Origin of the sequence: Chryseobacterium sp. FH2 (genome assembly GCF_001045455.1) — a bacterium.
Taxonomy (GTDB): domain Bacteria; phylum Bacteroidota; class Bacteroidia; order Flavobacteriales; family Weeksellaceae; genus Chryseobacterium.
The window spans coordinates 51,825-71,951 of record NZ_LFNE01000006.1 but is presented as its reverse complement, the minus strand read 5'-3'; the positions used below and the strand labels follow the sequence as shown (position 1 = coordinate 71,951).

Below are 20,127 nucleotides of genomic sequence, written 5' to 3'. Positions count from 1 at the left end.
CAATTAGAAAATAGTATTATATTTGCTATAATTACGAACTAACTTTAATATTAAAAATTATGAACAAGTCTGAATTAATCGACGCGATCGCAAAAGATGCAGGTATCACTAAAGTTGCAGCTAAAGCGGCTCTAGAATCTTTCATTTCTAACGTAACTTCTACTTTGAAGAAAAAAGACGGTAAAGTTTCTCTAGTAGGATTCGGTACTTTCTCAGTTGCTGAGAGAGCAGCTAGACAAGGTATCAACCCTGCAACTAAAAAGCCAATCAACATTGAAGCTAAAACTGTTGCTAAGTTTAAAGCTGGTGCTGATTTATCTACTGCTGTTGCTACTGCTAATGCACCTGCTGCCGGTAAAAAGAAAAAATAATCATTCAGATTATAGAAAAAATCAAACCTCATCAGTTGATGAGGTTTTTTTATTTTACAATTATAATATTTTATGGAGCTAATCGAAAAATTTTCCAGTCTACCCCCTCTAAGGTATAGATAATTCTGTCATGAAGCCGGTTTGGCCTTCCCTGCCAAAATTCAATTTCATAAGGTTTCGCAAGATATCCACCCCAATTTTTCGGTCTGGGAATTTCAGAGTTTTCATATTCTCTTTCCAGCTCTTTTAATTTTTCCTCTAAAAATCCCCTATTTGGGATTATCTGACTTTGCGGAGAAACTACCGCGCCAAGCTGACTTCCCTTTGGTCTTGAATGAAAATAGCCATCACTCAAATTTTCAGCAATATACTCCAAATCTGCTTTAATGATAATCTGTCTTTCTAAATTTGGCCAGAAGAAATGCAGACAGGCTTTGTGATTTTTTTCTATGGCTTTTCCTTTTCTACTGTCATAATTAGTATAAAAAATAAAACCCTCATGTGTATATGCTTTCAGTAAAACCATTCTCGTGCGCGGACAGCCGTCGTCTTCCACTGTAGAAATTGCCATCGCATTCGCCTCAGAAATATTCGGATTTTCGCTTGCTTCCAGAAACCAATCTCTGAATTGTTCGATAGGATTTTGTTTTATCTCACTTTCAATAAGTTGGGATTTCTCATACACTTTTCTTTTGTCGTGCAGGTTTTCCATAAATATTTTTTATTAAATTTGAGTATGAATTACTCATACAAAGGTAAAATATTAATTTCCACACCAGACATTTCCGGTGATATTTTTTCCAGATCGGTAGTGCTTATTATTGAGCATAACGAGCAGGGGGCATTTGGTTTAATATTAAATAAGAAAAACAGCCAGATGAGTAGTAAGTTCAAAAATTTCTTTGATTTTAAAATTGAAGTCTATGATGGCGGCCCTGTGGAAAATGACAAAGTATTTTTTATTGTGAAAGGTAAAAAAGTGACGGAAAACTTCACTGAAATCACAAATGAATTTTACTTAACTGAAGACATTGAAAATATTATCAGTGCCGTCCTTAATAATGAACTGGGCATTGAAGACATTAAAATTTTCTCGGGTTATTCCGGATGGACTGCGATGCAGCTCGATAGTGAGATTCAACGAAAAGTGTGGACTGTAGTTGATGTCTATAATCTGGATTATACACTGCCGAATGATCAGACGCTCTGGAAATCTATCATGCAAAATCTTGGTGGTGAATATCTTCTTTGGGCAAATTCTCCTGAAGATATTTCATTGAATTAAATCACATTCTTATTCAATTGAAAGTGATTTAAAAAATTAACAAACTTTAAGATTTTCTTAACCAATTTTTAAGGAAGAATTCACGTTATTTGTTAAACCAAAATCAATAAAAAATGAAAGGGCTTAGATTATTTATTTTACAATTCTTTCCGACATCATTTTCAACTTTACAGCCTGTTTATATTTACCGTAACAATTACAAAAAGCGATAAAAATAAAATTGCGTATACTTTCGTGGACAGGTTCTGCGAATAAAAATACAATTTCTGATGTATTCAGAATAAAACCCGGTAAAGGACTCTGGAACTTGTTGTTTACCGGGTTTGTCAATTTAAAAACTTTTTTTCCAACTTTCCACCATTTCCAGAAAACGGGAATTTTCAAAAGTCTTATTTCTTATTTTACCTACAGAAAATATGCCTTTCTCGTCTGAAATTAATAATATCTCTTCAGATTTTTGAGATTCAAATGCAATAATCTCGTGTTCCTGGATATCTGCAAGGTTATTTTTATGTAAAAAAGTTACAAAGTTTTCCATTAAAGGTGAAATATATGAACCTTCGGTTTGTTTCGGAACTTTGATTATGCCTCCCTCTAAAAACAAAAGGTTTCCAGAAGTTGTCCGGGCAATCCTCTTATTTGGATTCAACAGAATAACATCATCCAAATCATTTTCCTGTGCGTAAATCCCCCCGTAAATATTTTCCGGGCTATGTACCCGGATATTGCTTAAAAGGTTATTATTTACATTAATTTCCTTAATTAAATCCAACTCTAAAGGTCTTTGGTGAACTGCAAGGACATCATCCATTTCCTGTACCTCATAAAAATAAGAAATTGATGATTTAGCCAACGTCAATTCATCCTGATTTCTGTAAACCTGGAAATTGATGATTCCGTTTTTGATATCTTTCCCTTCGATAATTTCTTTCTGAAAAAGCAACTGAAAAAATTCCAATGTATAAGCTAACGGAATATTCATCCTCATCTTTCTCATGGAAGCCATCAGGAAAAAATAACATTCTTCATCCATGATAAGCTCTCCCTCCCTGATAAAGAAAGAAACCTTTACCGCATCTCCAAAAAGAAATGCCCTGTTCTTAACATTCAACCCTTCTGATGTGAAATATTGATTTTCCAATTTTTGATTTGATTTATTTATAAAAAAATAATGAACGATAAATCGTTCATCAGTTTTACCACTTTAGTATAGCCGACATTATGCCGCACCTAATTTTATTCTAAGGTTTTCAATAAGATTCTCCCAATACATTGCATTTTCCTCCTCATCTCCTTCTTCGCAGAAATCTGTAATATTTAATGCTAAATCTTCTGTAATATCGTCAATTGTAATAGTCATTTCGAAGAAGTGCTTAGTTCCTTCATCCTCTTCCCATCTAAAACGTACGAAACCTTCAGGCTTATATCTAATCAAAGTCGCTCTTTCCGCAGGACCTCCACCCCAACTAAAAAAGAAGTCGTCGCCTTTCTCTGTTACCTCATCCGCAAACCATTCAGATAATCCCTCTGCAGTTGCCAGATATTCATACAAAATCTCTGATAAACAGTGCATTGGAAATTCGTAATGGACTTTATGTTTCGCCATATAATCTTTGTTTTAATCGTCCCGCAATATATAAATTAATTTTTTTATTACACAAAATTGTGTTTACTTTTTTACATAATCTTCATGATATTTGTCAGAGATTTTTAAATAAGCGTTTAATATTAATTTTAACAAAATAACTCCAATTTAAGCATAAAAAAACTCTCCAAATTGAAGAGCTTTATACTTTATTTTTCATTTAAAACATCCAGAATTATCTGACATCCTTCTCGAATTTCATCAAGAGAAAGCGTCAATGGTGGTGAAATTCTAAGGTATTCATTCCTGTATAACTGCCAGAAAACAATTAAGCCTTTTTCCATACATCTTTTCGCAACGTCCAAAGTATATTCCGGTGAATCCAGGTTGACAGCCAGCATTAAACCTCTCCCGTTAATATTTTTTATTTTCGGATGCACCAATAATTCTCTGAATAATTTTTCTTTTTCATCTACTTCATTCATCAAACCACTTTCCAATACTTCTTTTAATGTAGCATGGCTGGAGGCTGCAATTAAAGGATTTCCTCCAAAAGTGGTAATGTGGCCTAATTTTGGAGAATGAGCCAGTGTTTCCATAATTTTTCTTGAGCTCATGAAAGCTCCTACCGGAACACCGCCTCCCATTCCTTTACCCATCACCAAAATATCGGGAACAATCCCAAAATGCTCAAAAGAAAATAATTTTCCGGTTCTTCCAAATCCGGGTTGAATTTCATCAAGAATCAATAAAGCTCCAACGTCTTCGCATCTTTTTTTAAGTTTAATCAAGTAATCATCATCAGGAACTAAAAACCCCGCGGCCCCCTGAATCGTTTCCAGGATAACGCAGGCTGTTTTTTCCGTGATTTTATCGAAATCATTTTCATTATTAAATTCAATAAAACTTACCATGGGTAACAATGGGCGAAATTCTCTTTTGTGAGTTTCATTTCCGGAAACACTTAATGCTCCGTGTGTATTTCCGTGATAAGAGTTTTTAAAAGAGACAATTTCCTCTCTTCCCGTGTATCTTTTTGCTAGTTTTAAGCTTCCATCAATTGCTTCCGCTCCACTGTTAACCAAATAAGTAATTTCTAAAGGATCCGGCGTAGCTTCGGCTAATAATTTACATAAAGCAATAGGTTTTTCCTGAGCATATTCACCATAAACCATCACATGAAGATATTTTTCTGCCTGTTCTTTGATTGCATTAACAATTTTCGGATGTGAGTGCCCTAACGTGTTGGCAGAAACTCCTGCTACAAAATCCAGATACTTTCTTCCGTCCGTGCCATAAATATAGCTTCCTTCCGCTTTTTCAACTTCAAAACCTGCCGCAAATTTTGTCGTCTGCGCCTGATATATAAAAAAATCTTTTTGCATTTCCATTTTCGTGAAAAATTTTAGCAAAACTAAAAAACATTAGCCAAATTATAGAATTATTTAGCTCATAATAATTCATATCATTAATTTCATACATGGTTATTATTAAAAAATATATGAAATATTCAACATATAATATCGTTGAATAAGATTACTTTGAAATATTGTTGTAATAAAATCAGTAGTTTCGACTTGTGAGAACATTTTTTTATTCAAAATATTTTTAGCGTAAAAGTTAACCTCATAAATCTTATTCGGTGTAAATCTAATAGCAGCATCTAAAAATAAATAACTGTCTTTCTTATCTAAATTTGGAATATAGTAATCCGACGAAAGTAAAACAAACCACTTCCTGCGAGGTTTCAATGTAATCTTAAAAGTATTTTGAAGCGAATTATTTCGGAATTGTTCAACTCCTTCACTTTTAGAAACATTTTGAAAAATTTTAAATTGATTTTCAAAATTGACCTTTATATCAAAAGCTGTTTTAAAGAAAAATTCAGATGTAAGATTTTGAAATCTGTTGTTTCTTAAATCAGAATTATTTACAATGTTTTTATAGTTTGAGATTGACAAATCAGAAGATAGTCTTACAGTACTTTCTATAATTGGGAGATATTTTTGTGCAAAAAAACTAAAGGTCATGCTTTCATTAGACCTTGGAAGATAAAAGTAATTTAGAACCGTTGAATTTTCCGAAATGTTGAAATTAGAAAAATAACTGCCATTATCTTTATTATACAGAAAACCTAATCTACATTGAATTTGCCGATAGAAGTCGTTAACAGAATAATATAAGCTATATGACAATGTTTTTTTTATCTCTAATGACGGTATACTGCTAATTACATTTCGAGGTGATATAAAAATTGGCTTTATAATAAAATATTCTTCTGAAAAAGATTTTTGAGTAAGACTTAAAGATGAAAACAATGAGGAAATTTCACCTAGCTTATATTTTAAAGCTAATTCTGGCTCTATAAGGAGATCACTGCTCTTCTCTGAAATACTATTTAAATTCTGATTCAGAAAACTTACATTAAAAGATGGCGATATTTTAAAATTACCATATTGTAAATGATAAGCTCCCTTAAACCAAAAGCTGTTTTTATTATAGAGAAAGTCGTTATAAAAATTGTTATCAGAATTATTATTCAAATATGAAATAAAAGGATTCTTCTCTATATCAGCACCTAAAGAAAAAGCATACTTTGTTTTAGCTGTACTGCCTAAAAAAATACTTTGAGCAGAGATTATATTTTTTGTATATGTGCTGTACTGCCTGTTAAAATTAGTTATCGAATCTATTTGAAAGAAAGGTGAAATAGATAAATTTTCTGGTGTTCTGTTATAACTTTGAAAAAGCTGTATTTGAATGGCTTTTTTCTCAGAAATCTTTTGAGTGTACGTCAAATCCTGGCGCAATAAGAATGACTCAGAATTCAATTCGGTGTCAAAAGGTGTAGAATTATTTTGTAATACAGAAGAAAGTGTATTTATATTTTCTTGACTTACTTTTATTTTGTATTCTAAAAGTGACTGTTTAGAAGTGTTTATTTTAGACTCAATATCTGCCCTATATAAAACAGGTTTCTTTTTCGTTTCATATAAATCTGACGTTGTAAAAGAATTTTCTTCAGTAAGAATATTGTTTTCTGAAGCTTGTGTCTGTAATATTTTATCTTGAATATAGTAGAGATTTGTTTTTACGCTTATTTTTTTTCCTAACTTGAAAATGCTATTATAATTCCCAAAAATAGAATTATTAATATTTGCCCGGCTATCATCTAAGGAGCTAGTGAATATCGTTTCGGGAATAAGTTTTTTTGCAAGAAAATTTCCCTCTTTTATTTGCTCATTACTAAGATTAAATCCAAAATAATCAAAAGGGGTATTATTTACCCCCACATTATTGTAGGATAATGATCCGAAAGATTTGTAATTTTTAGAAATCCCTAAAATATTAGTTCCTATATTGTATACCTGCCTATTATCCGAGAAAAACCCGCTCCCATAATCTAAATTTCCCGAAAAATCTATTTTCCCCTTTTTCAATTTCAGATTTAAAGCCACTTTATCTCCATTTTCTATTCCTTTAAGTAAAGGATTGGCAGAATAATTTTCAATCGCTTGAACTTGTTCTACCATATCAACGTTAATATTTTTTGTTCCTAAAGAATAATTTGAACCAAACAAATCATCTCCCTCCAATTGTACAGTTTCAACAGATTTACCCTTATATTTTATTTCACCTGATTTTTCATTTACTTCTATGCCGGGTAATTTTTTTATAATATCTTCTATTTTTCTTTCGGAACCGTCACGATATGCTAAAACATTATATTTAACAGTGTCTTTTTCTATTACAAAAGGTTTTTTAGGCGAAGTGATAATAACTTCTTTAATATCTTTTACCTGTTCTTTTGATAATATAAAATCTATATGATAGGTAGTGTTTTTTTGAGGATTTTCGATAGTTTGTGTTACCGTATTATAGTTTAAAGCACTAGCTTCAATGATAATTTTTTTATAAGTTCCTGAAAGACTAACCGTATAATCACCGTTTTTAGCAATAGCATATTCACTAATATCATCTGGCTTATCTGCTTGTTTGATGATGATATTAGCAAATATATTTCTTTTAGATACTGATTCTTTTACACTTCCTGTAATTATTTGGGAAAAACTAAAATGGAAAATAAAAATAGAGAATATAGCACAAAAATATTTTATCACCTACATCACATTTTTATATGTTTAGAATATTCTATTGAGTCATAAAAAGAATCAAATTCAACTTCAGCTCCCATTTCTGTCCCTTTGGATTTAAGATACTTTAATCTGTTTTCAAAGTCTTTATCTATACTTTCTATATATTTATCCCAACTAACTTTAGGGTATTTCTCATCTTTTTTTAATGAAATATTTACATTTTCAGCATTTAAAATTATTTTAATTGCTTCAATCTTTATTAGTGAATGATCATCGACAAGTTCTAAAATAAGACCAGGCAAACCTCCAAATTTCCATGGGCCATCGGAAATGGGTATTTTAGTTGTAAACCAAGCTGTATAATTCCTCCCTTTGAAACTCATACTGGCTTTTTTGCAACTATACCCTAAAATTTCTCTAATTTCGTTTTCTATTTTCCAATTGAAAGCAGGAAATTGTTCCTCCACAATAAAGTAATTATGAGGGTTATAGCCATTCATTAAAGAAATTATGGTGTTATTTGAAAAATCCTTGTAAACATTTCTGTTTTCTTTTCTCTTTTTTTGTGAAGAGTAAATGGCATTACCATTACTATCATAACTTGTTGTATTTGAATCTTCTGTACCCTTTGTATCACTGATTTCAAATAATGAATTATTTCCATCATTTTTTAATGATGAATGTAGATGTAATTCCAAATTATATGATTCGTAAAAGTCATATTCAATAATTATCCCCTTGTTTTGTCCAAAAAGTGATAGGCTACATAGAAGAAGTAGAAGTATAATTTTTTTTCTCATTTTAATAAAATTAATAAAAGTTTGCTCTATACGGGATAGAGCAAACTCATTCTATTACAATCCTCCTTCTCCTAATATTATAGTAATATTCGCCATAGCTTGAGCACAAGTTCCTGATGTTACAGTAATTGTACCATGATTACCATTGGTGTCATGATAACTAGCTTTTACGGTACATTTACCATTGTCATCATAGCTTATAGACCTTATGTTTACTCCATTAAGCTTTAGTAACTTTTCAAATGAGATTTTATTGAGTGCTGTAGTAGAGCAGTTTGCATTATTTGCAAATATGAATGTTCCGGTAAAAAGGAACATACCAATAATTAGTTTTTTCATGTTGTGTAAAATTTTAATTATTATTGAAAGAAGTGGAAACTTCTCAGTTCTTGTCAGGGTTGAATAATATTATTCTCCCGCAGCAAGCATACTAGTAATAAATGCAGCCGCCTTCATACAGGTGGAGGCTGTTACTGTTATTGTACCATAGTTGCCATTACCATTGTCGTATGTTGCTGTTACAGTACATTTTTCTCCGTCTTCAGAATAATTGACAGCAGTGATCTCAGCCACATTATTATTAACAGTTAAAATGTTTGTGCTTTCTGTATTGTTTGCGAATCCCAAAGTAGTTCCTGCAAAAAGGAACATACCGAAAATTAATTTTTTCATGTTGTGTATAAATTATTATTAAACAACGAATTAAAGTTTAAAACACATTAAATTCCTATTGGTGTTTGCTTGCAAGCATATTTATACATCTTTTTTTTGCATTACGTACTACAAAATACTTAATGTTTAAATTGTAATTTATTCCCAAGCTGTTCTATTTTGTGAAAAAAAACAGCGTGGAACTATGTTTACTGTCTCGGAGGTACTGGTATACCCAAGCAACAAATAAACAATAGCCCACGCCGAAGCGTGAGCATCGCATATTTCTTGTTACTTTTGAAAATTACCAGTTTTACCGAGACAAGAAAAAGCTAATGCTTTATATTTTAATAAATAAAATTAGTATCTATTTTTATGAGACAATGTTAAATATTTTTTTTCACAATAAAAAGATTTTTTTAAATAATTTTAGCCGCAGATGAATGAATTCATCTACTTTGTACAAATGTTTTAATAAAAATTTTCGTTTATAATCATATGGTTAAAAAAATCCATTAAATCTTAGATATTAATGCCAAATAAAAAATCGCTCTCAATAAAAATGAGAGCGACATCACCAAATCATAAAATATATATTTACTTTGTGTTTTTACAAAACTTTTTCTACCGTTACATAACTGTTATTAGTCACCGTATAAGATGTTGTTCCCCCTATTTCAGAAATTGTTTCTAAAGAAATATACTGCCCCTGAACTGCATATACCGAAAAATCAAGATTAATTTTCCTATTGGTTCCGTCATAATTCACAGTATTTTCCAACAACTGACATCTCAGAACATCATTTACATATAAACTTGCGCCCAATCTGTTACTAAATGACCCCGCAGGTCCCGTGAAGTTGAGATTTAAATTAATTCTATACAATCCGCTTTGCCGGATATATAATCTGTTGAGATTTGCTCCCGTAGTTGCTACATTTGTTTTAAGCCGTAAAGGATCAGCCAAAAAATTAGGTTTATCAATCAATGAATTTATCGGCAATACAGCAGAACCCGAGGTGGTAGCCACAGAATTTATCTGAAATCTTGAGATATTATCAGATTCCACCTCAAAAGCTTTACTCCAAACCAAGCCATCAAAAACCATTGTCTGACCTGTATTTTTCACAAATAAAAGCATCCCCCGCAAAGCCTCAATCCTAGTCGACGGTGCGCTTGCTCCTGTATAAGGTAAATCAGAATCTGTTTCTACCGCAGGAAGACCGAAACCTTTTACTCCCGTCGCTTCACTTGTATTTGTAATATACATCATCACCTGATCAGCTCCGCTGGCATTTGAATCAGGATTGGGAATACCGGTAAAATTTACCTGAGCGCTGTAAATGTTTATTAAAAACAAAAACAGACAGAATATATATTTTTTCATCATTAATAATTTTTAATTAAACGTGCTGCGATATAAGAATTGATAGAATTCGTATCTGTTCCATAGGCAGCCAAAGCACCACCAGAGATAGCATTTGAGCTGATTTCCGGAACTACCCTCAGCTCTGCTCCTGCCGGTAGAGAAATAGTCTGTGAAAAACTTGATGTTTTATTCCCCTGCGTATCAACAACAAAAACAATAGAGTAATTGGTTTTCGAAACCACTGTTTCCCAATCTGAAGATGAAGTATATTTCACCTGTAAGGTCAATTTAAACTCAGTAATTCCTACCTGGAAGCCCAAACTGCCCCCCGTAAAGCCTAACGCAACACCTACATCATAAATTCCTGATTGTTTTATCGTTACATTACTTGTGTTTTTAAGGGCTAAGTTATCTACAAGCACCTGGCTTCTGTTATCCGCTGCAAGATAAGTAGGAGTACTGCCTGCAAAACAAAAACCTATCCCGAATGAGATACAGGGAATTGTAATTCCTGAAGAAACACCCAATCTTGAAGCTTTAGGCTGATAAATCCCCTGAATTTGTCTTGAAGGATTCCAGGAATAACCATCATACTTATAATATTGATCATCATTTTTATTATAAATAAGTCCACCGATAAGATTCGGGTAATCATCAAAAACATCCGGAGCGGAAGCATTATATTTAGGAAAAGAAGTATAGATATTTGCATATGAAAGCAACACTCCTTTAGTCCCGTCCTGTATTTTCAAAATATTTTTTGAACTGGCTGCACTACTCCCTATAACAACCTGACTGTAACCGCAATATTGAAAAAACAACATTGCAATTAATAAATTTTTTTTCATCATTACATATTTATTTTTTCGATTATTATTTCAGAAACGGCATTTCCCGTCTTATTCATTGCGAAATACATATCATTTCCGCCCAATAGCCCCGTACAGGCTCCTGTTCCTATATTCTGGGTTCCATTCAATGTTAATCTCAATTTATCCCCAACATTGAAAACTCCTACATAAGTAAACGTCAAAGACTGCCCAACATCAATCGAACCCGGTGCCAAAGTACTGACAGACAAAGCTCCTGCTGTAGAATTACTCGCCGTATTATTGATAGGTCTCCACGTTGCATCAGAAGAAGTGCTTAGTTCAAGATTAAGCCTGGATTGGAGATTAATAACGACTCCTAAACAAAGCGGACTGCTTATATCAATTGCACCACTTTTAAAAGAAACTTTATACAATCCTTTTTGATTAATATTAATCACATTACTGTTTGCAGCAGCTAACGAAACGCTTGAAGAAATATCATTAAGTACCGGACTGCTGTTGGTAAAAGTGATATTGGTTGTAGAGCAGGTTCTTACCGTAAGACCACACGCAATCCCGCAGGTTCCGCAAGAAGAAGTAACCGTACCAGTTCTTATGAAACGAGCCATTTTGTTACTTTTCATTGTTGTTACTATTGGATCTGAAATTTTCCACGCTGTGCCATCATTTTGAACGATACTTCCTGTTTCTCTGTTAAAAATAATAGAACCCTGTGTCCCGTTTCCTGTTGTTCCCGAAGCCGAAGCCGGCAACAAAGATGTCAAGTCAGCTCTGGGCATTCGGGCAGCAAAATTATCCTGCTTTACATGCAATAGTGCTCTGGAGTCAAGCTCAAAAGACGGATTTTTTGAAATCCCAGCTTGAGCGCTGATTTTAAGACCGTAGATCAAAAAAATCAAGAAAATAATTTTTGTGTTCATCCCTTATTTTTTAATAATGTGTTTCTTGGTGTGTTAAATATATAAAATACCACCAATAAAAATATATAATTATTAAAAAAACATTTAATTTATTGAAAATAATTTAAATCAAATTGAAGTGAGATACCAAACTAATAATTTAAACCCTTTTGTAGTAAACAAAATACTTTCACTATTATTTGAAAAAAGATTTCACTTTTTAGTCACAAAAAGGACTTAAAAAGGACAAGAAAAACAGAATTTCTAACGTCCTAAACAAAAAAAATTCACTGTTTTCTCCATTGAAAACAGCGAATTTTATATTTTCTTTAACTTTTAAGTAATTTTTTAAGCTAAATTACTATTTAAATTAAAGTTATTTTCTTGTCCGTTTTGGTCTTTTAGCCTCTTCTTTTGCTCTCTCCTTTTCCACCGCATCCTGAGCCTGATTATACAGTGCATCATCCGGTTCATACTTTATTTCCTCATTATTCGGAGAATCAACAAGTATATCCTGCCATTTCCGGATTCTGTCTTTTGTATTCCAGTTAAAATCAGGAAATTTTCTTTTTGAAGGCTCTATTTTACTCATAGGATAGGTATCAGAAGTCGCACCAATGCTACAAGAAATAATTTGTAATGTTTTATTGTCAAATAATGAGCCTATAATCCCGCAAGAAGAAAGGGAAATACCAATTCTTTCATTTTCTTTTGTCTTTTCATTAAAATCATCTGCATAGGTGATTGCCTGTGCATTTCCAATGACTTTGACTTCTTTGATATCATTATTTTCGTAATAAGCATTCATCAGTTTTCCTTTAACTTGATTGAATTCATCTTTCAGATTTAATGAATCTACCTTACTGATCGCAAAAGCATTGCCTATTACCCGTACCGAGTCTAAATCTTCAGTTTCCGTATTAAAATATGCCTCAACCTTATCGCCGGTCACCTGCTTTTCGCCACTCCAAAGAATAGGTTCTCTGTACATATGCAATATCCCGTCTGTTTCATTGAAAGCCAGGGAATCTGCTCTGCCCTGCGCATTCGATTTGTAAAACCTTCCTTTTCTGAAAGCTCTCATAAAGCTTTTCTTCTTGGTAGGATCAAGGGAATCAGGTTTTTGATAAGAAATAATTTTTTCAGAAGCGAAATAAATAGAATCCTTTTCAAGAATTTTCACAGCATACGGGCTTTTAGTCATCATAGAAGAATCCTGTTTTTCAAAAATCTCACCATAACCTCCCTTCATATATCTCTTTTCTTTGGGATCATCTAAAGTTACGTTTCCAGTTGCTTTTCCAAAACCAGATAACTGATTAAAATACATATCATCTCCGGTCAGAATCTTATCATTATAATATATGCTGGAATTTTTATTAAGAAAAGCCTCCTTTGTATTCATTTTGTATGTTCCTCTTTCGGTATATACATAATTTTTAGGATTTTTTCTGTTCGTAATTGTTGTGGGGCCAAAGAAATCAGCAACTTTTGTATTCTGATTTTGCTTAATATTTTTTCCCTGGATGATATAATCCGGACTGTCGATTTTTACATCTCCAACAAAATCTATCATTTTTGTATCCAGAAAATAGGTTGCAGATTTAGTATACATAGTATTCTGACCGTCAGTAATTGTTCCTCCTGTATTAAAGTAAGCCTGATTGGCAAGCCTGTCATAATACATAATATCTGTCCTGATAGTCTGCTTGGGATCTGTAAGAACTACATTTTTTCTGGCAACCCCTTTTTGAGTATTCCCGTCATACTCCATTTCAGCTGCTGTGATAACCGAACCGTCTGCATTTTGAAGTTTTGTATTTCCAATTGCTTTTACAAAGTTTTCCTCATCATACAATACCACTTCATCCGCAGTAAGAATAGAACCTTGATGCTCAATTTTTACATTGCCTGTCAAATAGCGGTTTCCTTCATATTTAAGAGGATCTTTGATGATTTCATCAGCATTCAGAATCTTCACTCTATCACCAGGTTTTGCTTTCTGCGGCTGAACATTTTTAACCGGATTCTGCAAATAAGGATCCCTTTGCGCAGGTTTTTGTCTGTCTTGCGCAAAAGTAATCGTTGAAATAAAAACTAATAGGAAAAAAATTAGTCTCATTGATTAGTCATTCTTAGTGCCATAAAAATATAGCGAATGAGAATCAATTTTTACGCCAAATGCGTCTTCAATTGCTTCCTTAATTCCTTGAATTCTTGGATCACAAAACTCAATAATCTCTTCAATCTCTTTGTCCGAATCTTTTTTGTAAATCACCAAATGATCATGCTGTTTATCAAAATAAGATTTTTCATATGATGAAGAAGTCAATGTTTTCTCACCAAACTGATGCTTACGAATCAGACCTGCATCAAGGAAAATTTCAATAGTATTGTAAATGGTTGCTTTAGAGACATGATATTTTTTCTGCATCATCAGAAGATACAGATCATCAACATTGAAGTGATGATCCATATTATAAATCTCTTCTAAGATCGTATATCTTTCAGGTGTATTTCTGAAACCTTTCTCTAATAAATAGTTTCTTAGTACATCTTTGATTAAAGCAATATTTTTTTCTTTTTGTAAAGTATCCATTAAAAAAATTATCTACAAATTTATCGATTTTTATTTAAATAAATATCAGACTAATTTGTTAAAGGATCTTAACTATTATGTCTCAAAAATCCAGATTGCTCAATTTTATGATCATAAATCGTAAGTTCTGTAATTGGCGCAGATTCCACGACCACGTTATGAGAGGTTACTCCCCAGGCCTTAAAATCATCACTTCCTATATACTTCACAAAGTTGTAAATATTAAGGGTAATCTTCTGTTTGACAGTTAAAAGGATATCGTTGATATAGGAGTTATCTATAATCACATACTTTAAATCCGGAGGAATATTATGAATTCTCAATGATGGATGGCTACTTCTTGAAGGTATTGTTCCATCAGCCATTAAATCTTTTAAAACCATTCCGAAATAGTCATTAATTCTACGATCAACTTTAAATCCTAAATGGAAATTAATCTTATAAATAGTTCCCGGTAAGATCTCATCTACTGTATATTTAAAAGTAAAAGGATCTTCCTGGTTGGTAATCGTTAAGATAAAATAATGATCTGCTCTTTTGGGTTGTTTTTTAATGATCGAGTAGATAATTTTTGATTCTACTTCATCATTCCTTTTAGCTCTGCTCAAATATGCCAAATTGGTAGCATATTTAGGAATAGTTTCATCCAGCTTCATATCTTTAATGATAGGAGCATATTTATCGATTTTAACATATTGAATAAAATTAGCCTTGATCAACCTGCCATTATACCAAGCATACATACAAACCGCAATGAAACCGCCAAGAACCATTGTCAACCAACCTCCGTCAACGAATTTAATAACATTTGCATAGAAAAATCCGGATTCCAGGAAAAGATAAACTAAAGCAAAGCCAACAAGGAAAATTTTGCTTACCCTGGTTCTGCTCAACCAGTACAACAGCAAAATAGTTGTCATCAACATCGTAATAGTAATCGTAAGACCGTAAGCGGCTTCCATCTTTTCTGATTTTTGAAAGAAGATAACCACGATAAAACAAAAAGCCATCAGCCCCCAATTGATTCTAGGAATGTACATCTGACCTTTTACTCCTGAAGGATATTCAATATGTTGATTGGGCCAGAATGAAATTGACATTGCTTCAGAAAACATGGTAAATGAACCTGTAATGACAGCCTGACTGGCGATAATCGCAGCAGCCGTAGCTAAAATTACACCTGGTAAAACAGCCCACTGAGGCATAATTCCAAAGAAAGGATTCACCCCTGTACTGTGAACTAATTGATAATTATCCAACAACCAAGCTCCTTGGCCTAAGTAATTAAGAATCAGCATTGATTTAACGAAAATCCAACTTATTCTGATATTTTTAGCACCACAGTGCCCCAAGTCAGAATAAAGTGCCTCAGCTCCTGTTGTACAAAGGAAAACAGCACCCATGATTACAATAGCGCTTGACGAGTGCGTAATTAAGTTATAAGCATATACAGGATTAAAAGCTCTGAAAATTTCAATATGATCAGAAATATGTATTGAACCAAAAACTCCTAAAATAAGAAACCATGTCACCATGACCGGTCCGAAAAACTTTCCAATAGAAGCCGTTCCAAACTGCTGAACAACAAAAATAATGAAAAGAATAAACAGGGTAATGATCACTACCGGTGTTTCAGGATTATAAATTTTAAGACCTTCGATAGCAGACATCACTGTTAATGAAGGTGTAATCACACTATCTGCAACCAGCGTAGAAGCTCCGATAACAGCAACCAAATAAAGCCACTTTTTTTTAAGTCTTTTTACCAAAGAGTAAAGAGCAAGGATACCACCTTCTCCTTTATTATCTGCTCTTAAAGCTATAATTACATATTTAATAGTAGTTTGGAGTGTTAATGTCCAGATAATACAGGACAGCGCTCCCTCAATATACTCGTCGAATGGCATAGACGCTCCATCTTTCCTAGCATTCACAATTGCTTTCATTACATAAAGCGGTGATGTCCCAATATCTCCAAATACAATACCGAGAGAAACAATAACTCCTATAAATGAAAGTTTCTTAAGGTCAAAATGATGACCGCCTTCCGTAACTTCTGCCATATCAGCAATTTTATTTTTTAAAAGCGCAAATTTAGATCAAATTTACATCCCTAAGAATTTTTATTCATGAATAGAATAAATGAAAAAACTTCCTTTCGGAAGTTTTTTTCTATAATGATTACTTTACGTACATTGCTTTTTTAATTTCCTCTTTTACTTTTTCAAGTTTCGGAAACCATTCTGCAAATAATGCAGCTGAATAAGGCGCAGGAGCGTCAGGAGTAGTAATTCTCTTGATTGGGGCATCTAAATAATCAAATGCTTTTTGCTGTACCATATAAGTAATTTCAGAAGATACTGAACCAAATGGCCAGGCTTCTTCTAAAATAACGAGTCTATTTGTTTTCTTTACAGATGCTAAAACTGTATCAAAATCTAGCGGGCGAACAGTTCTAAGGTCAATAACTTCTACCGAAATCCCTTCTTTCTCCATATCTTCAGCAGCCTGAATAGCCAACTTCATGATTTTACCGAAAGAAACCAAAGTGACATCTTTACCTTCTTTTTTGATTTCTGCTTTTCCGATTGGTAAATAATATTCTTCTTCAGGAATTTCCATTTTATCACCATACATCTGCTCAGATTCCATAAAGATAACAGGGTCATTGTCCTGAATAGCTGTTTTCAACAATCCTTTTGCATCGTAAGGGTTTGAAGGGACAACCACTTTAAGCCCCGGAACGTTTGCAAACCAATTTTCAAAAGCCTGGGAGTGTGTAGCCCCCAATTGTCCCGCAGAAGCAGTAGGCCCTCTGAAAACGATAGGACAGTTCCACTGGCCACCACTCATCTGACGGATTTTAGCCGCGTTATTAATAATTTGATCAATCCCCACTAAAGAAAAATTGAATGTCATATACTCTACAATTGGCCTGTTACCATTCATCGCAGCTCCTACGGCAATCCCGGTAAAGCCCAGCTCAGCGATAGGTGTATCGATTACTCTTTTAGGACCAAATTCATCCAGCATTCCTTTTGAAGCTTTATATGCACCATTATATTCTGCAACTTCCTCCCCCATTAAAAAGATGGATTCGTCTTTACGCATTTCCTCGCTCATTGCCTGTGCAATTACCTCACGAAAAGTATATTCTGCCATATTTATTTGAAAAATTTAGACTACAAAAATAGTGTTTTTTTATTATACACATAACAAAAATGGCATCTCATTCATAGAGATACCTGTATTAATTTTTAATTTAAATATGATTTTCTGCGGGTTTGCCTAATTTTTTGTAATTTTTTTTGAGACTAAAAAATATTTTACCACAAGTTTTTTAAATAAAAACGGCATTTCTTACGAAATACCGTTTGTAAAATTCTATTTAAACTTATTTAGTTTACTTTCTGCCAGGTTTGCGTTCTGCCCAATAAAGACAGACCCACATATCCTCTTACATTCAATTGATCACCACTTCTTGTAATGGTACACTTATATGTTTTTCCCGTTTTAGGATCTGTGATTGTTCCGCCTGTGAACTCATCACCATCTTTTTTTAATCCTCTGATGATTTCCAGTCCTAAAATTGGTTTGTTCTTTCTGTCATCTTTACAGCTTACGCAATTAGGATTTTCTGGTTTTATCAACAATTGGGATACCTTTCCGTAATATTGATCTCCTTTTTTATAAATCTCAACGATAGATTTTGCCTGTTTTGTTTCATCATCTATAGTTTTCCATTTGCCTTCAATTTGCGCAAAAGATAATATGCCAAATAATGAAAACGCCAATGTTAATAATAATTTTTTCATATTTCTTATAGTTTTAATTCTAATAAAAAGATTTTGTTGTCTATTCTTTGCTAAAAATATAAATTAATTTCAAACAAACAAAAAATTTTATTATCCTGAGCATATATAACAATAGACGTACCAATTTTTAAAATTAAACACATCTTAAACATTTTCGATTTAATCTAAGATTTCGATCAAATATATCTTATCAAACTGTCCGGGACGAGTCTTCGGATTAAGAAATTTTAAAGACAGTCTGGTAATCCTGTAATCGTTTTCCTGAGCAATGATTTTATATTTTTTATTAACGTATTTCAGATTTTCATTAAAAATAACCAGATAATCACCCTTTTTCAATCTTTTTGTATCCACTCTTGGTGTATTTCTTTTTGTATAAAAGTCAAAAGCCCACGATTCTGAATCTTCAGTCATAAAAATTTTATTGGTGTCAATTCTTTCATTATTGACAATTTGGGCTAATTTAAAACTTCCCTGATATTGAGTAAGCACAGGATAAAACTGAGTGTTGAGGAAAATATTTACTGCAACCGCAAAAACCAATGAAATAAAAACATATTTCTTAAAAATATTTTCTTTGCTGAAAATTTTAATGATTAAATACACAAAAATTAAAGCCAATACAACATACATCACAATATTTGCCACTCCTGTAAAAAAGTAAGTCAGTAAACCAACACCTGCCATAGCAGCAAAAATAACTACCAACTGAATAATATATAAAACCTTTATCTTTTTAACATTATTCCTGCTATAAATGTCAAATAAATAACCTGCCGTAAAAATAGCAAGAACAGCAATCAGTCCATTTAAATAATGAGGAAGCTTAAATTTTGAAGCTGAAAAAAGTATCATCACCAGCCAAAACCCTCCTAATGTCAAAAATTCCACTCCACTGATTTTTCTAAATCTGTTTTTAATAAAAAACGCTGATTTTTCGAAAACTCCAACATAAAAAGCTAAAGAAAACGGTAAAAAAGCCCACAACAATGTATGAAAGAAAAATAAATAATCCGGGCTTGTTTCCTCAAAGCCTGTTGCCGTCAAACGATTCACACTTTGATTAAATAAAATAAACTGAATTCCCTCCTCACCAAACTGATGGTGATAGGCGTATAAAACCGGTAAAATTCCAACGACAAAACTTATTGCTGCAAGAATTATTTTAACATTAAAAAACTTTTTCCATTCTCTTGAATACAATAAGTAAGCAAAAACACAGAACACGATAATCACAATCGCCATCAATCCTTTTGAAGAAAATGCCATTGCGGTTCCCAATCCGGCAAGAATAACACTTAAAATATTCTGAGTTTTAATGAATTTAACAAATTGCCATAAAGAAAAAATGATAAACCCCGTCAGAACCGCATCTGTTCTGACATCGTGGGCAGAAAGAATAATCGTTTGTGCAGAAAGGAAAATCAGTGAAGCAACATAGCCTGTATTTTTGCTTTTGTATAACAAGTCTGTCAGTTTTTTAGTCGAAAAAGCTCCCAAAACAAGACACAGTAAAGCAGGAGTTCTATATGCAATATGATTAATCCCAAAAATTTTCATAGAAATTGCAGCCAGCCAAAAATGCATGTGCGGTTTATCCAAATACGGTCCGTCTCCTTTGAAAATATTAAAAAAATCATTGTTTAAAGCCATTCTCATAGCCATTGATGCATGTTGTGCGGAATCATTCTCCATCAGCGGAATAAACAGACCCGAAATATAAACAATTGAAAAACCGATATATAGAAATAAAATTTGAGCCGAAGACAGCAGTTGATTTTGATTCATCTGGAAGATAGTTTTTTAGTATTTTTGCAAAAGCA

Annotated in this window: 19 protein-coding genes; 2 read left to right on the top strand and 17 right to left on the bottom strand. The window is 32.8% G+C overall.

Features of this window, described 5'->3' with window-relative positions; all coding sequences use genetic code 11:
- Nucleotides 1-59 precede the first annotated feature (59 nt).
- Nucleotides 60-371 (top strand): HU family DNA-binding protein, encoded by a 312-nt coding sequence (locus ACM39_RS10930; protein WP_048511082.1) that lies wholly within the window; start codon nucleotides 60-62, stop codon nucleotides 369-371.
- Between the two features lie 70 nt (nucleotides 372-441).
- Here the strand turns inward: ACM39_RS10930 and pdxH are convergent, their stop codons facing one another.
- Nucleotides 442-1,083 carry a pyridoxamine 5'-phosphate oxidase gene (gene pdxH / locus ACM39_RS10925; protein WP_048511081.1) on the bottom strand — a complete coding sequence of 214 codons (642 nt, stop codon included), beginning with the start codon at nucleotides 1,081-1,083 and terminating at the stop codon, nucleotides 442-444.
- A gap of 24 nt (nucleotides 1,084-1,107) precedes the next feature.
- Between pdxH and ACM39_RS10920 the strand changes: the two genes are divergently transcribed.
- Nucleotides 1,108-1,656: a YqgE/AlgH family protein gene (locus ACM39_RS10920; protein WP_048511080.1), complete on the top strand. Its 549-nt coding sequence runs from the start codon at nucleotides 1,108-1,110 to the stop codon at nucleotides 1,654-1,656.
- A 331-nt stretch (nucleotides 1,657-1,987) separates the two neighbouring features.
- Here ACM39_RS10920 and ACM39_RS10910 read toward each other — a convergent pair whose 3' ends face one another.
- From ACM39_RS10910 to ACM39_RS10835, 16 genes are all read right to left on the bottom strand, one after another.
- Nucleotides 1,988-2,797 (bottom strand): aminotransferase class IV, encoded by an 810-nt coding sequence (locus ACM39_RS10910; RefSeq protein ID WP_048511078.1) that lies wholly within the window; start codon nucleotides 2,795-2,797, stop codon nucleotides 1,988-1,990.
- A 78-nt stretch (nucleotides 2,798-2,875) separates the two neighbouring features.
- Nucleotides 2,876-3,262: an START-like domain-containing protein gene (locus tag ACM39_RS10905; RefSeq protein WP_048511077.1), complete on the bottom strand. Its 387-nt coding sequence runs from the start codon at nucleotides 3,260-3,262 to the stop codon at nucleotides 2,876-2,878.
- A 188-nt stretch (nucleotides 3,263-3,450) separates the two neighbouring features.
- Nucleotides 3,451-4,626 carry an aspartate aminotransferase family protein gene (locus ACM39_RS10900; protein WP_048511225.1) on the bottom strand — a complete coding sequence of 392 codons (1,176 nt, stop codon included), beginning with the start codon at nucleotides 4,624-4,626 and terminating at the stop codon, nucleotides 3,451-3,453.
- A gap of 105 nt (nucleotides 4,627-4,731) precedes the next feature.
- Nucleotides 4,732-7,362 (bottom strand): hypothetical protein, encoded by a 2,631-nt coding sequence (locus tag ACM39_RS10895; RefSeq protein ID WP_048511076.1) that lies wholly within the window; start codon nucleotides 7,360-7,362, stop codon nucleotides 4,732-4,734.
- A gap of 5 nt (nucleotides 7,363-7,367) precedes the next feature.
- Nucleotides 7,368-8,138, bottom strand: coding sequence for a GLPGLI family protein (locus tag ACM39_RS10890; RefSeq protein WP_048511075.1), 771 nt, complete (start codon nucleotides 8,136-8,138; stop codon nucleotides 7,368-7,370).
- 54 nt (nucleotides 8,139-8,192) lie between these two features.
- Complete coding sequence (locus ACM39_RS10885; protein WP_228377102.1) at nucleotides 8,193-8,456, bottom strand: hypothetical protein; 264 nt, start codon at nucleotides 8,454-8,456, stop codon at nucleotides 8,193-8,195.
- Nucleotides 8,457-8,546: 90 nt separating this feature from the next.
- Nucleotides 8,547-8,789 (bottom strand): hypothetical protein, encoded by a 243-nt coding sequence (locus ACM39_RS10880; protein ID WP_131701446.1) that lies wholly within the window; start codon nucleotides 8,787-8,789, stop codon nucleotides 8,547-8,549.
- Nucleotides 8,790-9,399: 610 nt separating this feature from the next.
- The gene (locus tag ACM39_RS10875) at nucleotides 9,400-10,176 is read right to left on the bottom strand and encodes a hypothetical protein (RefSeq protein ID WP_131701445.1); all 777 of its coding nucleotides are present in this window, start codon (nucleotides 10,174-10,176) and stop codon (nucleotides 9,400-9,402) included.
- Between the two features lie 2 nt (nucleotides 10,177-10,178).
- Nucleotides 10,179-11,009 (bottom strand): hypothetical protein, encoded by an 831-nt coding sequence (locus ACM39_RS10870; RefSeq protein WP_048511071.1) that lies wholly within the window; start codon nucleotides 11,007-11,009, stop codon nucleotides 10,179-10,181.
- Nucleotides 11,009-11,911 carry a hypothetical protein gene (locus ACM39_RS10865; RefSeq protein ID WP_048511070.1) on the bottom strand — a complete coding sequence of 301 codons (903 nt, stop codon included), beginning with the start codon at nucleotides 11,909-11,911 and terminating at the stop codon, nucleotides 11,009-11,011. The genes ACM39_RS10870 and ACM39_RS10865 overlap by 1 nt, the downstream gene beginning before the upstream one ends.
- A gap of 355 nt (nucleotides 11,912-12,266) precedes the next feature.
- Nucleotides 12,267-14,012 (bottom strand): OstA-like protein, encoded by a 1,746-nt coding sequence (locus ACM39_RS10860; protein WP_048511069.1) that lies wholly within the window; start codon nucleotides 14,010-14,012, stop codon nucleotides 12,267-12,269.
- Between the two features lie 3 nt (nucleotides 14,013-14,015).
- The gene (locus ACM39_RS10855; RefSeq protein ID WP_048511068.1) at nucleotides 14,016-14,489 is read right to left on the bottom strand and encodes a Fur family transcriptional regulator; all 474 of its coding nucleotides are present in this window, start codon (nucleotides 14,487-14,489) and stop codon (nucleotides 14,016-14,018) included.
- 68 nt (nucleotides 14,490-14,557) lie between these two features.
- Nucleotides 14,558-16,552 carry a KUP/HAK/KT family potassium transporter gene (locus ACM39_RS10850; RefSeq protein WP_048511067.1) on the bottom strand — a complete coding sequence of 665 codons (1,995 nt, stop codon included), beginning with the start codon at nucleotides 16,550-16,552 and terminating at the stop codon, nucleotides 14,558-14,560.
- Between the two features lie 118 nt (nucleotides 16,553-16,670).
- Entirely contained in the window at nucleotides 16,671-17,651 is a 981-nt protein-coding gene (locus ACM39_RS10845; protein WP_048511066.1) for a pyruvate dehydrogenase complex E1 component subunit beta, read from the bottom strand.
- A gap of 236 nt (nucleotides 17,652-17,887) precedes the next feature.
- On the bottom strand, nucleotides 17,888-18,304 hold the full coding sequence (locus ACM39_RS10840; protein ID WP_048511065.1) for a DUF2147 domain-containing protein: 417 nt from the start codon (nucleotides 18,302-18,304) through the stop codon (nucleotides 17,888-17,890).
- Nucleotides 18,305-18,463: 159 nt separating this feature from the next.
- Nucleotides 18,464-20,092 (bottom strand): ArnT family glycosyltransferase, encoded by a 1,629-nt coding sequence (locus ACM39_RS10835; RefSeq protein ID WP_048511064.1) that lies wholly within the window; start codon nucleotides 20,090-20,092, stop codon nucleotides 18,464-18,466.
- Nucleotides 20,093-20,127: the final 35 nt, after the last annotated feature.

What these genes read in the sequence shown, in the direction of transcription:
- ACM39_RS10930 (WP_048511082.1), top strand. Translation starts at nt 60, where the DNA reads ATGAACAAGTCTGAATTAATCGACGCGATCGCAAAAGATGCAGGTATC.
- pdxH (WP_048511081.1), bottom strand. Translation starts at nt 1,083, where the DNA reads ATGGAAAACCTGCACGACAAAAGAAAAGTGTATGAGAAATCCCAACTT.
- ACM39_RS10920 (WP_048511080.1), top strand. Translation starts at nt 1,108, where the DNA reads ATGAATTACTCATACAAAGGTAAAATATTAATTTCCACACCAGACATT.
- ACM39_RS10905 (WP_048511077.1), bottom strand. Translation starts at nt 3,262, where the DNA reads ATGGCGAAACATAAAGTCCATTACGAATTTCCAATGCACTGTTTATCA.
- ACM39_RS10900 (WP_048511225.1), bottom strand. Translation starts at nt 4,626, where the DNA reads ATGCAAAAAGATTTTTTTATATATCAGGCGCAGACGACAAAATTTGCG.
- ACM39_RS10890 (WP_048511075.1), bottom strand. Translation starts at nt 8,138, where the DNA reads ATGAGAAAAAAAATTATACTTCTACTTCTTCTATGTAGCCTATCACTT.
- ACM39_RS10885 (WP_228377102.1), bottom strand. Translation starts at nt 8,456, where the DNA reads ATGTTCCTTTTTACCGGAACATTCATATTTGCAAATAATGCAAACTGC.
- ACM39_RS10880 (WP_131701446.1), bottom strand. Translation starts at nt 8,789, where the DNA reads ATGTTCCTTTTTGCAGGAACTACTTTGGGATTCGCAAACAATACAGAA.
- ACM39_RS10875 (WP_131701445.1), bottom strand. Translation starts at nt 10,176, where the DNA reads ATGAAAAAATATATATTCTGTCTGTTTTTGTTTTTAATAAACATTTAC.
- ACM39_RS10870 (WP_048511071.1), bottom strand. Translation starts at nt 11,009, where the DNA reads ATGATGAAAAAAAATTTATTAATTGCAATGTTGTTTTTTCAATATTGC.
- ACM39_RS10865 (WP_048511070.1), bottom strand. Translation starts at nt 11,911, where the DNA reads ATGAACACAAAAATTATTTTCTTGATTTTTTTGATCTACGGTCTTAAA.
- ACM39_RS10860 (WP_048511069.1), bottom strand. Translation starts at nt 14,012, where the DNA reads ATGAGACTAATTTTTTTCCTATTAGTTTTTATTTCAACGATTACTTTT.
- ACM39_RS10855 (WP_048511068.1), bottom strand. Translation starts at nt 14,489, where the DNA reads ATGGATACTTTACAAAAAGAAAAAAATATTGCTTTAATCAAAGATGTA.
- ACM39_RS10850 (WP_048511067.1), bottom strand. Translation starts at nt 16,552, where the DNA reads ATGGCAGAAGTTACGGAAGGCGGTCATCATTTTGACCTTAAGAAACTT.
- ACM39_RS10845 (WP_048511066.1), bottom strand. Translation starts at nt 17,651, where the DNA reads ATGGCAGAATATACTTTTCGTGAGGTAATTGCACAGGCAATGAGCGAG.
- ACM39_RS10840 (WP_048511065.1), bottom strand. Translation starts at nt 18,304, where the DNA reads ATGAAAAAATTATTATTAACATTGGCGTTTTCATTATTTGGCATATTA.
- ACM39_RS10835 (WP_048511064.1), bottom strand. Translation starts at nt 20,092, where the DNA reads ATGAATCAAAATCAACTGCTGTCTTCGGCTCAAATTTTATTTCTATAT.